Here is a 16,663-nt window from a genome sequence, read left to right as displayed (position 1 = left end):
CCGTGGGGTATGTGCGAGTCTTTCGCGTCGAGGGGGCATGATGAATGGGTGCAGATCTCCGCGCGCGGCGACTACGCGGTCCGGGCCGCCCTGAGCTTGGCCAGGGCCTACCCGGCATTGATGTCCGCCCAAGCCATCGCCCAGGACCAGGAAATGCCTCGCAAGTTCCTCGAGGCGGTGCTCGCCGATCTGCGGCGGGCCGGGGTGGTGCGCGCGCAGCGGGGCGCCGAGGGTGGCTACACATTGTCACAGTCCCCTCGCGATGTGACGATCGGCCAGATCCTGCGCGCGGTCGACGGTCCGCTGGCCGGGGTCCGCGGCCTCCGTCCGGAAGAGACTCGTTACACCGGCGCCGCGGAAAATCTGCCCAATCTCTGGGTCGCGGTCCGCGCCGCCGTGCGTGAGGTGGTCGACGAGGTCAACCTGGCCGAGCTGATCAGCGGCCGGATGCCGGCCCACGTCCGCAAGCTGACCACCCGCCCCGACGCGTGGCAGCCCAGGTAAAGAGCGCGCGGCAGCCCAGGTAAAGAAGCCCGGTAAAGAGCAAGCACGTTTGCCGATTTCTCCAATAGGGAATCGAACGTCCATCCGAACGAACCTTGGAGGGACGTACCGATGGGCCTCGTTTTCCGCAAGCGCAAGAAGATCGGCCCGTTGATCCTGAACTTCACCGAGAACGGCTACTCGTCGTGGAGTCTCAAGATCGGCCGCTGGTCCTGGAACTCGCGCGCCAAGGCGCACCGCTTCGACCTGCCCGGCCCGTTCAGCTGGAAGCAGGACAAGAGCCGCTCATAAAGTGATGACGACGTCCCCGCCGAGCCGTCCGTGTGACGGCTCGCGGGTGACCGTCCCCGCGTCGATCAGCGTGTGCAGCACCCGCGTGGCGTCCGCGGCCCGATAGACCGTCTCGGTCAGCGCGAAGGTCCGCAGCTCGGTCACGGAAGCCGACCCCACGCGGTGTAGAAAAGCGAGGATCTCGCGCCGCAGCGGCCCTGGGTGCGGCGTGAGAGAGATGTCGATCAGATGCCGGTCCGGGTCACCCGGGTCCCGATAGCGGACCCCGGCGAACTCGTCGACCGACCACAGTGCCTCCTTGAAGCCCTCGAGGCTCTTCCCGGCCGTCGTGCCGAAGACCAGCAGCTCACCCGGTTCGTCCGAGACGGCCAACTCCACCTGCGAGAACAGAGGCCATCCCGTACGGAAGGAATCGCTGGAAGCCCCCGGCGGCAGCACCAGTAACACGTCGGCCGGTTTGCCCGCGGTCAGCGCGGACACCGTGGCGGGAGCAACCGACGACGAAGAGGCGTCGAGAAACCCCAGCACCGGTACGCGGGCAGCACCGATCGCCTTGAGTCCGACCGGCAGCCGCCCGTCCGTCCCGCCGGAGATCGTGTGCACGGCCAGCCCGGCCCCCGCCCCCGACTCCGCCTGGATCGCCGCCAGCCGGGGCGCGATCGCCCCCAGATCGTCGCCGGTGGCCACCATGGTCAGCTCGCGACCGCGTACGAGATCGGACTGCTCGGCCAGCACCCGCATCGCCGCCTCGACCGCGGCGCCCCCGTCGGCGTCCGCGTAACCGTGGGCGTAGATCACCCGGCGGGCCCGGTGCAGGGCGGCCGGCGCCCAAGCCTCGAGGTAACGGACGAGAAGTTCCCGCTTGACGGTCGCGATCGCTGAGTAGGACATATACGAGTTCTACAGTGTCCGGGTCACGAGGCGTTCGCAACTTTGCACTTGTACCTACAGTGGTCGCATGAGCACTATGGGAGACGTGGCCCCTCCACCGCTCGCCGAGCTCACCGCGCGCGCCCAGACGCTCTCGTCTGCCGGCGACCTCGCGGGCGCCCGTCGTGTGCTGGCCCACGTGCTCGAGCCGGCCGACGCCACCGACCCGCTCCGGGCCACCGCCGATCTGGCCTTCGCGGCCGCCCTGCACGCCCGCATCCTGATCGCCCTGGGCGACCTCAACGGTGCCCGGCTCTGGGCCGGTTACGCCCACGCCGCCGAGGAACGCCTGCACGGGCCGCACCACGACCGGACGATCGCGGCCGCCGCCACCCACGCCGCGGTGCTGCAGCGTGCCGGCCACTACGGACGCGCCGCCCAGGTCTACCGTCGTCTCGTCGGAGACCTCACCGAGCTCGAGGGCGCCGAGTCGCCCCGCGTGCTGGCGGCCGAGGCCGACCTGGCCACGGCTGAGCACGCGGCGGGCCACTGCACGGCCGCGCGGTCCCGGTTGACCGCGGCCTGGCATCGGCACAGCCGCCGTTACGGCGACGCCAACCCCGCGGGCATCAAGATGCTGGCCCGTCTGGGCGCGATGGAACGCGAGTGCGGCCGCGACGCGGAGTCGCACGACCATCTGGCCAAGGCCCAGGAGCTGTGCGCACGCTACCTGCCGGCCGATCATCCGCTCGTCGCCCAGGTGGCCGCGCTGGTCCGGGCGGCGCCGTCGGGCAAGCATGTGTGCGGGCGGGTCGAGCAGTCCGACGGTCCGGCCGAGGCGCCTGGTGTGACCACGGTCGGGGCTCCGGGCGTACGGACGCTGCCGTTCCCGCGTCGTCCCACGGTGCCTGATCCGGAACCGTCCGCCGATCCGAGCCAGCCGCCGCCCGACAACCGTGCGACCGACCCCAACGGCACGGTCTATCAGCAGCCGCTCTACCTCGCCGACGTGCACCAGTCGCCCGACGACCTGCAGGGACGCCACGTGCGGGCCGACACGCCGCCGCCGATGCCGGGCCGCCGCGCCCCCGATTACGGTCCCGACGGTCGTCCGCAGCCGGTCGGTTCGGCGCCGGCCTCGACATTCACCCTGCCACCCAACACCGAGAGGCGTCTTCCCGTACGCGGTGAGCCCGCGACCGATCCCACGCCGCGCCGCCGCCAGCCGTTCCTCCTGGCCGCTGTGCTGGTCGCCGGGGTCGCCGCCGCGGTCGCCGTGGTGGCCCTGACCCTCCCCAACGCCGACGGCGCCGAGGGCCCGCCACCCGCCGCCGCACCGACCACGGCGGCCCCCTCCGCGGCGGCACCGACCGCGTCCGCCACCACACGGGCGCCCACGGCCGCGCCCGGCGCCCCGACCAACGTGAAGCTGAAGGACAACAACGACAGCGTCGTGCTGCAATGGACCTACCCGAAGAACTCCGAGGGCCCGGTGCTGGTCTCGGGCGGGCGCGCAGGCCAGCCCCAGAAGCCGTTCCAGCAGCTCGCCGCGGGCAGCAACGACTACGTGGTCTACGGGCTCAACGAGTCGCTGAACTACTGCTTCACGATCTCGGTGGCCTATTCGAGCAGCAACATCGCCCGCTCGGTTCCGGTCTGCACCAAGCGCTGAGCCTCGCCGTCCGCAGGTTCGTTCCAGGCATCGGGGGATGCTTCACATGGCCGGTGAACCTGTCGCCACGTCCGCCGCTCCGGTCCAGCCGGGGGCGGTTCTCCTTCGCCCGCCCACCAACCCGGTCGACCGCCGGGCCGTCGGCTGGTGGACGGTCAATCTTCTGATCGGTTTCGCCGTGCCGGTCGTCGTTCTGGTGGTGCTCGGGCTGCTCATCACGCCGGCCCGGTTCTGGCTGTTCACCCCGGCCGTGGTCATCGCGTTCGCCGGCCTGGCTGCGGTGCTGGCTCTGCCGCGCTGGTGGTTCCGGGTGCATCGGTGGGAGGTCACCGACACCGCCGTCTACACCCGCACCGGCCGGTTCTGGCAGGAGTGGCGGGTGGCGCCGCTCTCGCGGATCCAGACCGTCGACACCCGCCGGGGGCCGCTCGAGCAACGGTTCGGCCTGGCCACCGTGGTGGTGACGACGGCGTCGGCCAAGGGCGCGGTGACCATGCCCGGGCTGGCGCGCGACGTCGCCGAAGAGATCGCCGAGCGGCTCACCGTGACCACGCAGGCGATACCGGGCGACGCGACGTGAACGGCGACTGGCGCCGGCTCGACAAGCGGGCCGTGCCCGTCGCCGCGGTGACGATGGTCGGTGTCGCCTTCCTGGCCGGGGTGCCGTCGGCCATCGGGCTGTCCGGCATCTCGGTCGGGGTCGCGCTGGCCTGGGTACTGCCGGGTGCGGTGGTGGTGATCGCGGCCGGCGCGGGCGCGGCCTGGCTCGACTGGCGCTTCACCCGCTACCAGGTCGGCGCCGAGCGCGTCGAGGTCCGCTCGGGCGTGCTGATCCGCAACCGCCGCTCGCTGCAGCGCGACCGGATCCGTACGGTCGACGTCACCGCCGATCCCCTCCAGCGCGTCTTCGGCGTTGTCACGGTGCGGATCGGCACCGGCGAGCACAGCAAGGGCGGTACCGTCCAGCTCCGCCCGGTCGCCCGCGCCACCGGGGACGAGCTGCGCCGCGTCCTGCTCGCGCGCGTCTCCACCAGTGTCCCGGCCGACGGCCGGCTCGCCACGTTCGACCTGGGCTGGATCCGGTACGCCCCGCTCTCCTTCCTGGCGCCTGCGCTCGGGGCGGCCGCGGTCGGTGGCCTGTTCAACGTGGCCGACTGGTTCGGCCGGGTCGAGGGGCTCGTCGGCTGGGCGATCGACCTGCTGGCCGGGCTGGGCCTGATCGGGGCCATCGCCGTCCTGGTCGCGGTGACGCTGCTGATCGGCACGATCGGCGCGCTCGGGTTCTGGATCGAGATGTGGTGGGCCTACCGGCTCGACCGGGAGGCGGGCGGCACCCTGCGGGTCCGCCGCGGCCTGTTCACCACCCGGTCGATCTCGGTCGAGGAGGAACGGTTGCGCGGGGTCGACGTCGTCGAGGCGCTCGGGACCCGGCTGGCCGGCGCGGCCCGGGTCGACGCCGTGGCTACCGGACTGCCCACAACGGTCGAGGACAACAAGGCCGACCAGCGCACGCTGCTGCCGGCCGTGCCCCGGGCGTTGGCCGACCGGGTGGCCGCCGACGTGCTGCGGGAAGAGGTCTCGCCGACCGCGGCGGTGGTGCTGTCACCGCACCCGATCGCGGCGCGTGGCCGCCGGGTGCGCTGGGCCCTGGCGACCGTGCTGGCCGGTGAGCTTCCGCTGATCGTGCTCGGGGTGCTGCTGACCGAGGTGCTGCTGCACGTCGCCTGGATCACCGCCGCCCTGGCCCTGCCGATCGCGCTGGTGCTGGCTGTGGACGCGTACCGCAGCCTCGGGCACGGCCGCGTCGGCGGCTATCTGGTCACCCGGAGCGGCACGATACGCCGTTCCACGGTCGCCCTGCAGCGTCGCGGGATCATCGGCTGGACCGTCCGCCAGTCGGCCTTCCAGCGCCGGGCCGGCCTGGCCACCGTGTGGGCGACCACCGCGGCCGGGGCCGGGGCCTATGCCATCCGTGACGTGGGAGCCGAGACCGGTCTGGCCGCAGCCGACGCCGCGGTGCCCGGGCTGCTGACTCCCTTCCTGGCTCCATTGCCGGACAGCCGGCCGGTGACGGACGAGACAGTGGCCGAATCGACTGCGGCGGGCGAAGCTTGAGGGCGACTCGACGAAGGGGTGTGCGGACATGGCGACCGAGAAGGCGATTCTGGCCGGCGGCTGTTTCTGGGGGATGCAGGATCTGATCCGCCGGCGGCCCGGGGTGATCTCGACGCGGGTCGGTTACACCGGTGGCCGGGTCGAGAACGCGACGTACTACAACCACGACGGGCACGCCGAGGCGATCGAGATCACCTTCGATCCGGCCGTGACGTCGTACCGGGATCTGCTCGAGTTCTTCTTCCAGATCCACGACCCGACGACGCTGAACCGGCAGGGCAACGACATCGGCACCAGCTACCGGTCGGCGATCTTCTATGAGACCGACGAGCAGAAGCGCGTCGCCGAGGACACGATCGCCGACGTCGAGGCGTCGGGGCTGTGGCCGGGCCGGGTGGTCACCGAGGTGACCGCGGCCGGACCGTTCTGGGAGGCCGAGCCGGAGCACCAGGACTATCTGGAGCGCATCCCGGACGGCTACACCTGCCACTTCCCGCGGCCCGACTGGAAGCTTCCGCGCCGGGCCACCGCCTGATCACTCGTCGGGCGAACCGGCCAGCAACTGTTCCTGCCGGGCGATATGGCCGACCAGCGCGTCGCGATATTGCCCGGCCATGAGTTCGAGGCCCTCGATCTCCTCGACGACGCGGCGCCGCCCGGTCTGGATGTCGGCCAGCGACTCGTCGTGATGCCGGCGGGCCTTGTCCTCGACGGCGGACGCGTTCGTCCGGGCCTCGCGCATCACCCGGTCGGAGCGCTCGCGGGCCTCGGACAGCAGCGACGACGACTGCTCCTGGGCGTCGCGCATGTGATCGTCGGCGGTGCGCTGGGCCATCGCCAGGACACGTTCGACGTCCATGCCCGGGGTCGGTGCCTTGGGGGCGGCGCTGCGGCGGGCCTCGTTCAGCTGGTCGCGGGTCTGTTCGGCGGTGCGCTCGGCGACGTCGCAGGCCCGGCGGGCCCGGTCGAGCTCGGCGCCGGCCGCGGCCAGCTCGTCGCGGACGCCACGGTCGTCGCGGAGGCCCCGGTCATCGGCCGGAGCGGTGTCGGCCTGGCGGCGCAGGGACGCGTTTTCCTCCAGCAGCCGGATCATCTCCTGGCCGGCCTCGTCGAGGAGGGCGTCGACCTCCTCCTCGTCGTAGCCCCGCTTGCCGATCGGGGGCTTGCCGAAGACGATGTTGTGGATGTCGGCCGGTGTGAGCTGCACTGTGCTCCTCTTCTCCGCGGTCGCGGACGGCTCGCGGGCTCGCGGGCTCGCCGGGTTAACGATCGCGGCCTGCGTCACGCAGTGAAGTGAACCGCGCTCACTCTACGCCAGCGCCTCGAGCGCGCGATGAACCGCACCCCTGATTCGCCGCTCTGACCTCCCGGAACGGTGCCTCGACAGGGTTCGCCGGCATGGACCAGAATGGCGTCCTGAATGTACGGACGGGGCCCGATCGCCGACCCGTCAACTCCTATGCAATTGGCATGAGTTGGCCGCCACGAGCGTACGGGAAAAGCCTCTGACTAGGGCGGGGCGGCATCTAAGCATCCAGTTTAGTCATTGTCAAATCACCATGGAACTGTCACGGGAATGTCATGGAGATTGACTGGATCTTGGCCTACGGTTGGTGCGCTTACCCGACCGGCCTTATCGTCGAGGTCGATTACTGAATCGCTGGCGCACGGCTGAGGTCGTGCGCCATTAATGTGTTCCCGACCCGAAGAAAGCCTATGGATTTTTACGAATATCTAGTGGATAACGCAGAACCATTGTCGCAAGAGGCCCTTGACCACATCGTGGTCGTCGGCATCTCGGTCGGCATCGCCCTCGTCCTCGGCTGCGCCCTCGGGGTGCTGGCCCATCGCTCCCCGCGGCTGCGCCCGCCGATCCTCGCCGTGTCCGCCACGCTGCTGACGATCCCCTCCCTGGCGCTCTTCGCGATGTTCATCCCGCTGCTGGGCCTGGGCACACCGCCCGCCGTGGTCGCGCTGGTGCTGTACGCACTGCTGCCGATCGTCCGCAACACCGTCGTCGGCCTCGGGTCGGTCGACCAGAGCGTGCTGCGAGCGGCCCGCGGCATGGGCATGGGGTCGTGGCGCCGCTTCCTGCGCATCGAACTGCCACTGGCCTGGCCTGTCGTGCTGACCGGGGTGCGCGTCTCGACCCAGGTCGTGGTCGGCATCGCGGCCATCGCCGCCCTGGTCAACGGGCCCGGCCTGGGCAACGAGATCTTCCGCGGGCTGCGCTCGCTGGGCAGCCCGTTCGCTCTCAATCTTGTTCTCGGCGGCACGCTCGGGATCGTCGTGGTGGCGCTGCTCTTCGACGCCTTCTTCATCGCGTTGCGCCGCCTCACCACCGCCAGGGGAATCAGATGACTTCGCAGGCCACACCGATGATCCGGCTCGACGAGCTGACGAAGACCTACCGTGGCCAGCCCCACCCGGCGGTCGACCGGGTGTCGATGGACATGCCCCGCGGCGAGATCATCGTCCTGGTCGGCCCGTCCGGCTGCGGCAAGACGACCACGATGGAGCTGATCAACCGGCTGATCGAGCCGACGTCGGGGCGCATCTATCTCGACGGCGACGACGTCACCCGGGCCGACCCGGACTCGCTGCGCCGCCGCATCGGCTACGTGATCCAGCAGATCGGCCTGTTCCCGCACTTCACCGTGGCCGAGAACATCGCCACCGTGCCCAAGCTGCTCGGCTGGGACAAGAAGAAGATCGGCGACCGCGTCGACGAGCTGCTCGACATGGTCGGGATGGACCCGTCGGAGTTCCGTGGGCGCTACCCCAAGCAGCTGTCCGGCGGGCAGCGTCAGCGCATCGGCGTAGCCCGCGCGATGGCCGCCGACCCGCCCGTCATGCTCATGGACGAGCCGTTCGGCGCGATCGACCCGATCACCCGCGACCGCCTGCAGAACGAGTTCCTCCGCCTGCAGCAGCAGGTGCAGAAGACGATCGTCTTCGTCACGCACGACATCGACGAGGCGATCAAGCTGGGCGACCGGATCGCCATCCTCGGCGAGCGCTCACAGATCGCCCAGTACGACACCCCGGCCAACATCCTGGCCAGTCCGGCCAGCCCGTACGTGGCCGACTTCATCGGGGCCGGGGCGTCGCTCAAGCGGCTGCACCTGAGCCAGGTGAGCTCGGTCGAGCTGGACACGGGGTGTGTGACGGCGCGGATCGACGGCGATGCCGAACAGGCTCGCGAGCGCCTGCGGGCGTCCGAGCGGGCCGCGCTGCTGCTGCTCGACGCGGACGGCCGGCCGCAGCGCTGGGTCGATGCCGGCGACCTCTCTTCGACTGACTTGTTCAAAGCGGGTGAGCCGGTGGGCGCTGTGGTCGAGTCGACCTCGACGCTGTCCGAGGCGCTCAACGCGATGCTCACCTCCAACTCGGGGGTCGCCGTCGTCATAGACCGCAGCGGAGCGTTCCAGGGCCTGCTCGACTTCGAGACGGTCATGGTGGCGGCCCGGTCCGAGCGGGACTTCTACCGAGCCGCGAAGGTGCCGAGCTGATGGCCGTCGACGTGATGGCGGCGCCGGTCGAGCACAGCCGCCGCCGGGTGCTGCGCTGGCTCGGCATGCCGCTCTTACTGGCCGTCGTCGGGATTTCCCTTTACGCGTACGTGTCCACGCAGGAGCTCGACACCATCGAGCGACGCGTCCTCAACGCACCCGGGCTCACCGACCGGGTGATCGAGCACCTGCAACTGGCCGGGCTGTCGACCCTCGTCGTGATCGCCATCGCGGTGCCGCTGGGCATCCTGGCCACCCGGCGCGGCGCCCGCTTCGTCGCACCGGTCGTGCTGATTCTGGGCAACCTCGGCCAGGCCATCCCGTCACTGGGCCTGATCACCCTGGTCGTGCTGCTGGCCGGGGTCGGCTTCAAGTCGATCGTGTTCGGCCTGGTGGCGTACTCGGCGCTGCCGATCCTGCGCAACACCATGGTCGGTCTGCAGCAGGTCGACCAGACGCTGGTGAAGTCCGCGCGCGGCATGGGCATGTCCGCCTGGCAGACCCTGACCCGCGTCGAGCTGCCGCTGGCCGTCCCGGTGATCCTGGCCGGCGTCCGCACGGCCCTGATCATCAACATCGGCACCGCGACGCTGTCCACCTTTTTCGGTGTCCAGGCGCTCGGATACGTCATCTTCCAAGGCATCCAGCTGGACCGCACACCGGTCCTGATCGTCGGCGCGGTGATGGCCTCGGGCCTCGCGCTGCTGGTCGACTACCTGGCCGGCGTGGTGGAGGAACTCCTCACCCCCCGTGGCCTCTGAAAGGGAACTATGAATTTCGGTAAAAAGATCACGGTCACCGCCACCGCTCTCAGCCTGCTGCTTGCCTCCGCGGCCTGCGGCGGCGACGGCGGCAGCAACTCGGACGGACCCCTCGCGGGCACCTCGGTCATCGTCGGCTCCAAGGACTTCGACGAGCAGCTGGTGCTCGGCCAGATCACCAAGCTGGCCCTCGAGCACGGCGGCGCCAAGGTCACCGACCAGACCAACCTGGGCGGCACCAACGCCGCGCGGGCCGCGCTGACCTCGGGCAACGTCGACGTGTACTGGGAGTACACCGGCACGGCGTGGATCAGCTTCTTCAAGGAGACGACGCCGATCACCGACTCCGCCGAGCAGTGGCAGAAGGTGGCCGAGCGCGACCTCAAGGAGAACAAGCTGGTCTGGATGGACGCGGCGAAGTTCAACAACACGTACGGGATCGCCTACAGCTCCAAGGCGGCGGCCAAGCTGGGCAGCCCCAAGACCGTGAGTGACCTGGGCACCCTGGCCGCGTCCAAGCCGGGCGACGCCACCATGTGCGTCGAGAGCGAGTTCTCCACCCGCGACGACGGCCTGCCCGGTCTGCAGAAGAAGTACGGCTTCCAACTGCCCGGCCCGAACGTGACGGTCCTCGACACCGGCATCGTCTACACGTCGACGGACAAGCAGGACCCGTGCAACTTCGGCGAGGTCTTCACCACCGACGGCCGGATCAAGGCCCTCGACCTGGTCGTCCTCGAGGACGACAAGAAGTTCTTCCCCCTCTACAACGCGTCGCCGGTGTTCCGCTCGGAGTACTACGACGCCCACGCCGAAGACCTGAAGAAGATCTTCGACCCGATCTCGGCCGCCCTCTCCCAGGACGCCATGACCGAACTCAACAAGCAGGTCTCAGTCGACGGCCAACGCCCCGAGACGGTCGCCAAGAAGTGGCTCGAGGACCAGAACCTCCTCGGCTGAGCAACCACCGGCACCGACGGTGACCTGCGAGTACGCGGGTCACCGTCGGACCTCGAACTTTCCTACGCGACTACCGTCGCTCGGCTCCGGGTCAACAGGAAGACCCACACGTTTGTCAGCTGTTGCTTCCGGGCGACACGGAAGTGCGCTTGGAGAAGTCTCGCGCGTGCGGGACGCATGGCCTGGTAGGGGTCACCGCTGTCGATAGTGGAGACAACCCAGAGCCGACGGGTGGCGCCGAGGCAGCGAGACTCGTAGTCGCACTCCCGGCCCGAGAACCAACCGCCGGCAACCGGAGGCGGGTTCTGCAGGAAGAGGTCGCGGGGCCGTGCCGACTGCCGGCGCATCTGGTAACTGAAGGCCGTCCGCGGCTGGGTCGGCCCGATGTAGGTGATTCCGTCCCCCGGCCGGAGCAGGCTCGTGACCGTGGCGGCCGCTTGGCGATAGTCAGGCTGGCCCTTGACCGGGTTGGCCCGAACGGAATGCTGATCGTGCAGGCTGAAGAGGGCAAGGACCGGGATCACGAGAACGGCAACGCCGATGCGGGTGATCGTGCCGTGCTCCGAACGCAGCATGTCGCACAATCCGACCGCGGCCAGGATCACGAAGGCCGGCACCGTGAACAGCAGGTACCGGGACAGGAACATGTGCAGCCAAGAGGTGGTCGCGAGGGTCAGCAGGAACGGGACGACGGCCCAGACGATCAGGAGGGGTAGGTGCCGGCCCCGGCCGGGTCGTGGAGCGGCCACGGTGATCGCCCCGAATGCGAGGATCACGCAGGCGAGAATGCCGGAGCGGAAGAGGTTCGCCGGCATGGCGACGAGCTGGCCCTCGGAGAACACGTTCCAGGCGATCTGTGCGGATTGATGCTGGCTGATCACGACGATCGGCACCACCGGGGCGACGGCGACGGCGACCGTGATCGCCCACTGGATGATGAGGCGAAGAGAACCTCGGCGCCGAGCGGCTTGAACGACGGCGATCAGATGAGCGATGAGCAGAGTCATCGCCACCAGGTGGGCGGCGCCCAGCAGGATCAGCGTAGGAGCGTATGCCGCCCATCGCCAGAAGGTCGGCCTCTCCACGGCACGCACCAGCAGGAGACTCGCGAGGACAGCCGCGGCGGTGGCGATGGCGTAGGGCCGGGCTTCCTGGGTGTAGCGGCCGACGGCCGGCAGAATCGCGAACAGAACTCCGGCGGTCAGTCCGATGACACCGCCGAACAGTTTGGTGGCCAGCTGGGAAACGAGGATGGCCGCGACCGCCATGGCGATGATGGAGGGTGCTCGCAGGGCCTGCGGTGAGTCACCGAACAAGCCGACCCAGAAATGCATGAGCAGGTAGTAGGGCAGGATCGCGAAGTCGATGTTGTCGGTGAGCGTGCGTAATTGGGACAGGGGAAGATTCGCCGCCCACCAGGTGGCGTACTCGTCCTGCCAGAGCTGACGATTCAGCCCCGGCAGGGAAGCCGCGACGACCAGGATCGCGGCTACGGCGCTGGACAGGACCCGGGCGGCCGGCGGCGGATTCTGGACCGTCAGCGTGGTGCGCGGCATGGAACGAGGTGCGTGAGTCGTGGCTGCCGTCAGGGGCTGAGTGATGGTGTCTGAGTTCATCGAGAGGTCTCCCGAACGAGTTCGTGCATTGGTCTGCATCGGCCGGTGGGCAAGGATGTTCGGGGGCGCCTCAACGATCGTCACCGACCGCTACGGGCAGGGAGGTCTCGGCCCGCTGCCGTTGGATTCGGCGCCGGACAAGCTTCGGCGCGCGCAGGCCGTGCGGGCCGAGCATCAACGGCACAGTGAAGTAGAGGCCGGGAATTCCCATCAGCAGCGAAGCCCAGAAGTTCGCCAGACCGTAGCGGTACAGCCCGATGGCGATTCCGGTCCACAGAGCCGTGAGTGTGAAGGTGGACCACACTCGCACGAGGCGGAGCACTCGGCGGCCGGTCGGAGTGTTCTTCGCGGCTCCGGTAGCCACCCAGGCTGCGGTCCGCCCACGGAGTACGTCGAACAATGCGACGGCGTGGCAGTACCCGATCAGCAATTGCAGCCGGACAACAATGAGTGTCCAGCGTTCGTCGGTGATGCGTGGCATGACGACCGACCACACCGCCAGGGTGCCGAGCAGCGGTACGTAGTTCATGGGCTTGACGTACTCGGGAAAGAACCAGACCATCAGCAACCCGGGAAGTGGGCTGGTGAACACGGCCAAAGCGGTCGTGATGTAGTAGAGGAAACCGGTCCAGAAGCATGCCTTCTGCGCGCGGCTGATCGCCTTCGAACGGTGGAATGACATGTCACCGAGGAGGGACATCGACCCGGTGCACCATCGGTACTGCTGGTTGGCGAACGGGTCGAACTCCTGCGGGCACTCACCTTTGGCGAGATTCACCGGCACATATCGCACGTAGTAGCCATGCTTGGTGAGCTTGACGCCGGTGTGAACGTCCTCCGAATGACCGATCTGAGCGAACCCGCCGCTGGCCTCGAGCGCCGCTCGACGGTAGATCGCGTTCGTGCCGACGCAGATGGCGGCGTTCACGCTGTCGCGAGCCGGCTGCACCCAGCGGTAGAACAGTTCCTGGGTCGCGCCGGCCGCACGCTTCAGCCAGTTGAAGCCGGGCGTGACGACGTCGAAGAACTGTGGTGACTGCACGATGGCGACGCGCGGGTCGTCGAAATACGGCACCATCTCCATGCTCATGTCCGGCCGGGGAGCGAAGTCGGCGTCGAAGATGTGGATCAGGTCGCCGTCGGAGTGCGCGAAGCCATAGGCGAGGTTGCCGGCTTTCTTGAGGTGTCCGCGGTCCGGCCGGACCAGATACTCGAATCCGTACTGTGCGGCCAGTTCCTCGACCTGCTCGCGATCGGAGTCGTCCAGGACCAGGACGCGCTTCCACCCCGGCCACACCATCGCTTGAACGTGGCGGTACGTGTTCTCCAGGATGCGAAGATCCTCACCGGCCGACGGCAGGAACACGTCGATCGACGGGTAGTGCGGTGGCGACCAGTTCGCCACCAGGTCCTGGTGCTCGTTCAGATCGAGGCGGCGCCGCCGCGTGGACGACCGCAGACTGATGAGTACGGCCGCGATCTGAATGGCCATGAGCACATACAGCAGGTTCGTCCACCAGGTGTGGAGTGCGAGCCGCGCGAGACCGTACTGCACTCCGGCGAACGCCAGGAAGAGAAACGCGAACAGCCATCGATTCTGCCGGCCGAAATAGGCGAACTTCTCGACCTCGCTGGGCGGTTGCGGAAGATAGATCGTCTCGGAATGTGCAGAGCCTTGCGACGGTGTGCCGGCTGGTACGTCCAGCAAACTGGTGTCGTGGTCGGCCAAGGGGCGTCGTTGGTGCGGGTGATGCGGGTCAGAAGCGTGATTCATTGTGATCTTTCAATATTGTTTCGCACGGACGAGACGTTTCGATGAATGCGCCGGCCAAGGCGAGGCGATCATCAAAACGGCACTCCCGTCGTCGGAATTCAAGCTGCGAACTTGGACGGAAAAGAATTACGGCGGAGACGGCAGTAGGATGCCGCACTCCGGTTCGTTTTCCGGCTGACGCCACTCGCTGCGGAGGCGCGACACCACTCGTGCGCGGGACGATTTTCGCTCGAATGAAGTAATGCGGCCGGTGATGCCGGCCGGAGTGCCGGCCCATGCCTGTCCGTCGTCGTCGAGCGTCACGAGCGGGCCCGGATCACCGGCTTCGGCCGCCATAGGGGGGAGATCGATGGGAAGATGGGCACGCGAGTCTCCGGCCCGTCTCGTGCGGCCGCGCGCGACAACGACTTCGAATCCCTTGGACCAGCGGACCCCGATGCATCGCCCCAACGGACTCCGACGTCCATCCAAAGCGAAGTATTTAATACGGGCGTCGTTGATCCTCGCGTTGGTGGTCATCGCCGCGACCGCGCCCGGGTCCACCCCGCCGGCGCCGGCCACCACCACGGTGACAATCGACCCGACCGGCCCGAGCCGACTGTTGAACAATCCGGCGTGGTATCAGAACCAGCAATCGGCCCTGCCGCCGGGAGATTTTCGATCCGTCGCATCGCTGAGTGTGCAGATCACACGTGTCTGGTTGTCACCGGACGCGATCCTGACCAAAGACGGATGGGCATCCAAATACCGCCTCCTGGATCAGGCCGCCGCCTACTCTCACCGCATCATGCTGGTAATTCTGCCGTGCGACAAGTTGTTCGAAAAAGCCGATCCCGGCGAATGTCTCACGCGCACCGAGGAAGGCCTGAAGCATTTCAAGGAGCGTTACCCGTCGATCGGATACGTGGAATTCTACAACGAGCTCGACACGGAAATGACGGCCACGGACTATTATCATTGGTACCGGCGTGGCTACGAAATGGTCAATCGCGTGAACGCCGAGTTGGCGCCGAGCATACCGGTCGAAGTGGGTGGCCCGTCCGCATCCGGCTTTCGATACTGCGAGACCAGCGACAGCGGATGGATCAAGGACTTCCTGCAGGCGTACGCGGAGGACCCGGCCCCCGGCAAGAGACTCGACTTCATCTCTTACCACAGCTACAACCTTGCGCAGAAAGAACTCGATGCCTGCCGCCAGCCAGTCTTCCCACCGCACGCCGCGCTGGAGAAGACGATGCTCAGCGACCTCCTGGGTCGGCTCGGGCTGCCCACCGACATTCCCGTCTACGTCACAGAGAGCGGCCTGTTCGCCGGCCCGAAAACTGGCACCACCGTCGACAACCGGCCCAACCCGCCGGCCCTGGATCAGCAGATCCAAGCGGCCGGAATGGCGACCATCGACATGTACTACACGCTCGGCGGGATGGATGCGCAATTCCACTGGGGATTCAACCACGACACCTGGGATCGTAAGTCGATGTTCGTGGACGACGTCGACGGGGCAGTGTTGCCCTACTTCAGCATGGTCCGCATGCAGACGATGCTCAAGCGAAATCTGCTGACGGATACCGCAGTGGACAGCGCACCGTACAACGGTCGCGGAATCAACGTACTCGCCACGGCCGACGAAAGCGGCTTGGCCGCCATGGTCACCAACTATCAAGCGTTCGATCGAACGGATGAGCATTCGGTGACCTTCGATCCGGGCGTGCTGCCTTGGGCCGGCCGCCGCATTCGTTTCGAGCGCTACCTGATCGACGCGACGCACAGCAACTACAACGCGAACCCCGATCGGGCCGGCTTGGAGAAGGTCGAGGACTTCGTCTTCGCCGCCGGGGCCGACTTGAGACGGAGCTTCCCGGCCCGGCCGAATTCCGTCTCGCTGGTCGTCTATACACCACTCTCGGCCACCGATTAGTGCCGGACCGTCCCCTCCTCCCTCGGCGTCCCGACCGAACAGCCTGCGTAGACGCATCGCGTGCAACTCTGCCGAGTGAGAGCTGGGGCAGAGGCGCATTCTTTCGACGCGTCTTACATATAGAAGGTGTACCGGCCTTGCGTCGCATTCTCTCGAGGACGATGCGACTCCCATGTAACAGAATGCGGTCAAGCAACTACACGCGGCGTTCGCCGCCCGCGTCGGTCAGGCCGTCGACCAGGAGCTCGGCCTCGTCGGGTGAGATGGACATCGTGGTGCTCAGCAGCTCGACCGCCTGCTCGCGTTGGCCGGCCTCCACCATGGCGGCGATCCGGAGCCAGGCGTACGCGTCGGCCATCGCGTCGTGTTCGCCGCCCGACGGTGCCGTGGCATCCGGAAACTGGGGCTCGGAGGCCACGACGGGAGGCGGCGGGACGAAAGCCGGCGTGGCCGGGCGGGTCTCGGCGATCTGAGTGACCACGTCGTTCAGGCGGGTGCGCGTGGCCGCCGCCCGCGCCTCCATCTCTCGGAGCTGCGTGCCCATCAGGTCTTGGCGGGCGTTGCGGCGACGGCGGAGCACGACCGTGAGCAGCGAGATGACCGCGGCCACGATGAAGAAGCCCACCACCAGCTGCAGCAGGCTCGCGTCGGTGCCGCCGGTGCTCATGGG

Annotated in this window: 16 protein-coding genes; 11 read left to right on the top strand and 5 right to left on the bottom strand. The window is 68.1% G+C overall.

Annotation, left to right across the window (positions count from 1 at the left end; all coding sequences use genetic code 11):
- Positions 1-48: 48 nt before the first annotated feature.
- Together KOI35_RS22645 and KOI35_RS22640 are read left to right on the top strand one after the other, a co-directional pair.
- Positions 49-504 carry an RrF2 family transcriptional regulator gene (locus tag KOI35_RS22645; protein ID WP_184956002.1) on the top strand — a complete coding sequence of 152 codons (456 nt, stop codon included), beginning with the start codon at positions 49-51 and terminating at the stop codon, positions 502-504.
- Positions 505-615: 111 nt separating this feature from the next.
- Positions 616-795 carry a DUF4236 domain-containing protein gene (locus KOI35_RS22640; protein WP_215789700.1) on the top strand — a complete coding sequence of 60 codons (180 nt, stop codon included), beginning with the start codon at positions 616-618 and terminating at the stop codon, positions 793-795.
- Here the strand turns inward: KOI35_RS22640 and KOI35_RS22635 are convergent.
- Positions 790-1,686, bottom strand: coding sequence for a hypothetical protein (locus KOI35_RS22635; RefSeq protein ID WP_215789698.1), 897 nt, complete (start codon positions 1,684-1,686; stop codon positions 790-792). The genes KOI35_RS22640 and KOI35_RS22635 overlap by 6 nt on opposite strands.
- Positions 1,687-1,753: 67 nt before the next feature.
- On the opposite strand from KOI35_RS22635, the gene KOI35_RS22630 reads away from it, so the two are divergent.
- The 4 genes from KOI35_RS22630 to msrA are packed head-to-tail and all read left to right on the top strand — an operon-like array spanning position 1,754 to position 5,987.
- Positions 1,754-3,337: a fibronectin type III domain-containing protein gene (locus tag KOI35_RS22630; RefSeq protein ID WP_246613630.1), complete on the top strand. Its 1,584-nt coding sequence runs from the start codon at positions 1,754-1,756 to the stop codon at positions 3,335-3,337.
- 46 nt (positions 3,338-3,383) lie between these two features.
- On the top strand, positions 3,384-3,917 hold the full coding sequence (locus KOI35_RS22625) for a PH domain-containing protein (RefSeq protein ID WP_215789695.1): 534 nt from the start codon (positions 3,384-3,386) through the stop codon (positions 3,915-3,917).
- A complete protein-coding gene (locus KOI35_RS22620; RefSeq protein WP_215789692.1) occupies positions 3,914-5,452 on the top strand; it encodes a PH domain-containing protein in 1,539 nt (512 codons plus the stop codon). The genes KOI35_RS22625 and KOI35_RS22620 overlap by 4 nt, the downstream gene beginning before the upstream one ends.
- A 28-nt stretch (positions 5,453-5,480) precedes the next feature.
- On the top strand, positions 5,481-5,987 hold the full coding sequence (gene msrA, locus KOI35_RS22615) for a peptide-methionine (S)-S-oxide reductase MsrA (RefSeq protein ID WP_215789681.1): 507 nt from the start codon (positions 5,481-5,483) through the stop codon (positions 5,985-5,987).
- Here the strand turns inward: msrA and KOI35_RS22610 are convergent, their stop codons facing one another.
- The gene (locus tag KOI35_RS22610; protein ID WP_215789678.1) at positions 5,988-6,659 is read right to left on the bottom strand and encodes a DivIVA domain-containing protein; all 672 of its coding nucleotides are present in this window, start codon (positions 6,657-6,659) and stop codon (positions 5,988-5,990) included.
- A 548-nt stretch (positions 6,660-7,207) separates the two neighbouring features.
- Between KOI35_RS22610 and KOI35_RS22605 the strand changes: the two genes are divergently transcribed.
- From KOI35_RS22605 to KOI35_RS22590, 4 genes are read left to right on the top strand one after another with little or no spacing between them, the layout of a single operon-like run.
- Entirely contained in the window at positions 7,208-7,813 is a 606-nt protein-coding gene (locus KOI35_RS22605; RefSeq protein WP_215789676.1) for an ABC transporter permease, read from the top strand.
- Positions 7,810-8,964 carry an ABC transporter ATP-binding protein gene (locus KOI35_RS22600; RefSeq protein ID WP_438870619.1) on the top strand — a complete coding sequence of 385 codons (1,155 nt, stop codon included), beginning with the start codon at positions 7,810-7,812 and terminating at the stop codon, positions 8,962-8,964. The genes KOI35_RS22605 and KOI35_RS22600 overlap by 4 nt, the downstream gene beginning before the upstream one ends.
- Positions 8,964-9,725, top strand: coding sequence for an ABC transporter permease (locus tag KOI35_RS22595; protein WP_215789674.1), 762 nt, complete (start codon positions 8,964-8,966; stop codon positions 9,723-9,725). The genes KOI35_RS22600 and KOI35_RS22595 overlap by 1 nt, the downstream gene beginning before the upstream one ends.
- 9 nt (positions 9,726-9,734) lie before the next feature.
- Complete coding sequence (locus tag KOI35_RS22590) at positions 9,735-10,685, top strand: glycine betaine ABC transporter substrate-binding protein (protein ID WP_215789671.1); 951 nt, start codon at positions 9,735-9,737, stop codon at positions 10,683-10,685.
- Positions 10,686-10,747: 62 nt separating this feature from the next.
- Here the strand turns inward: KOI35_RS22590 and KOI35_RS22585 are convergent, their stop codons facing one another.
- Positions 10,748-12,241, bottom strand: coding sequence for a glycosyltransferase family 39 protein (locus tag KOI35_RS22585; RefSeq protein ID WP_215789669.1), 1,494 nt, complete (start codon positions 12,239-12,241; stop codon positions 10,748-10,750).
- Positions 12,242-12,371: 130 nt separating this feature from the next.
- On the bottom strand, positions 12,372-14,030 hold the full coding sequence (locus tag KOI35_RS22580) for a glycosyltransferase family 2 protein (RefSeq protein ID WP_215789666.1): 1,659 nt from the start codon (positions 14,028-14,030) through the stop codon (positions 12,372-12,374).
- A 556-nt stretch (positions 14,031-14,586) separates the two neighbouring features.
- Between KOI35_RS22580 and KOI35_RS22575 the strand changes: the two genes are divergently transcribed.
- Positions 14,587-15,993: a glycoside hydrolase family protein gene (locus KOI35_RS22575; RefSeq protein ID WP_215789665.1), complete on the top strand. Its 1,407-nt coding sequence runs from the start codon at positions 14,587-14,589 to the stop codon at positions 15,991-15,993.
- 196 nt (positions 15,994-16,189) lie between these two features.
- Here KOI35_RS22575 and KOI35_RS22570 read toward each other — a convergent pair whose 3' ends face one another.
- Positions 16,190-16,660, bottom strand: coding sequence for a hypothetical protein (locus tag KOI35_RS22570; protein ID WP_215789664.1), 471 nt, complete (start codon positions 16,658-16,660; stop codon positions 16,190-16,192).
- Positions 16,661-16,663 lie beyond the last annotated feature (3 nt).

This window comes from Paractinoplanes bogorensis, from assembly GCF_018829635.1.
Taxonomy (GTDB): domain Bacteria; phylum Actinomycetota; class Actinomycetes; order Mycobacteriales; family Micromonosporaceae; genus Actinoplanes; species Actinoplanes bogorensis.
The sequence above is the reverse complement of the archived record's forward strand: the minus strand, read 5'-3'. Positions and strand labels throughout refer to the sequence as shown.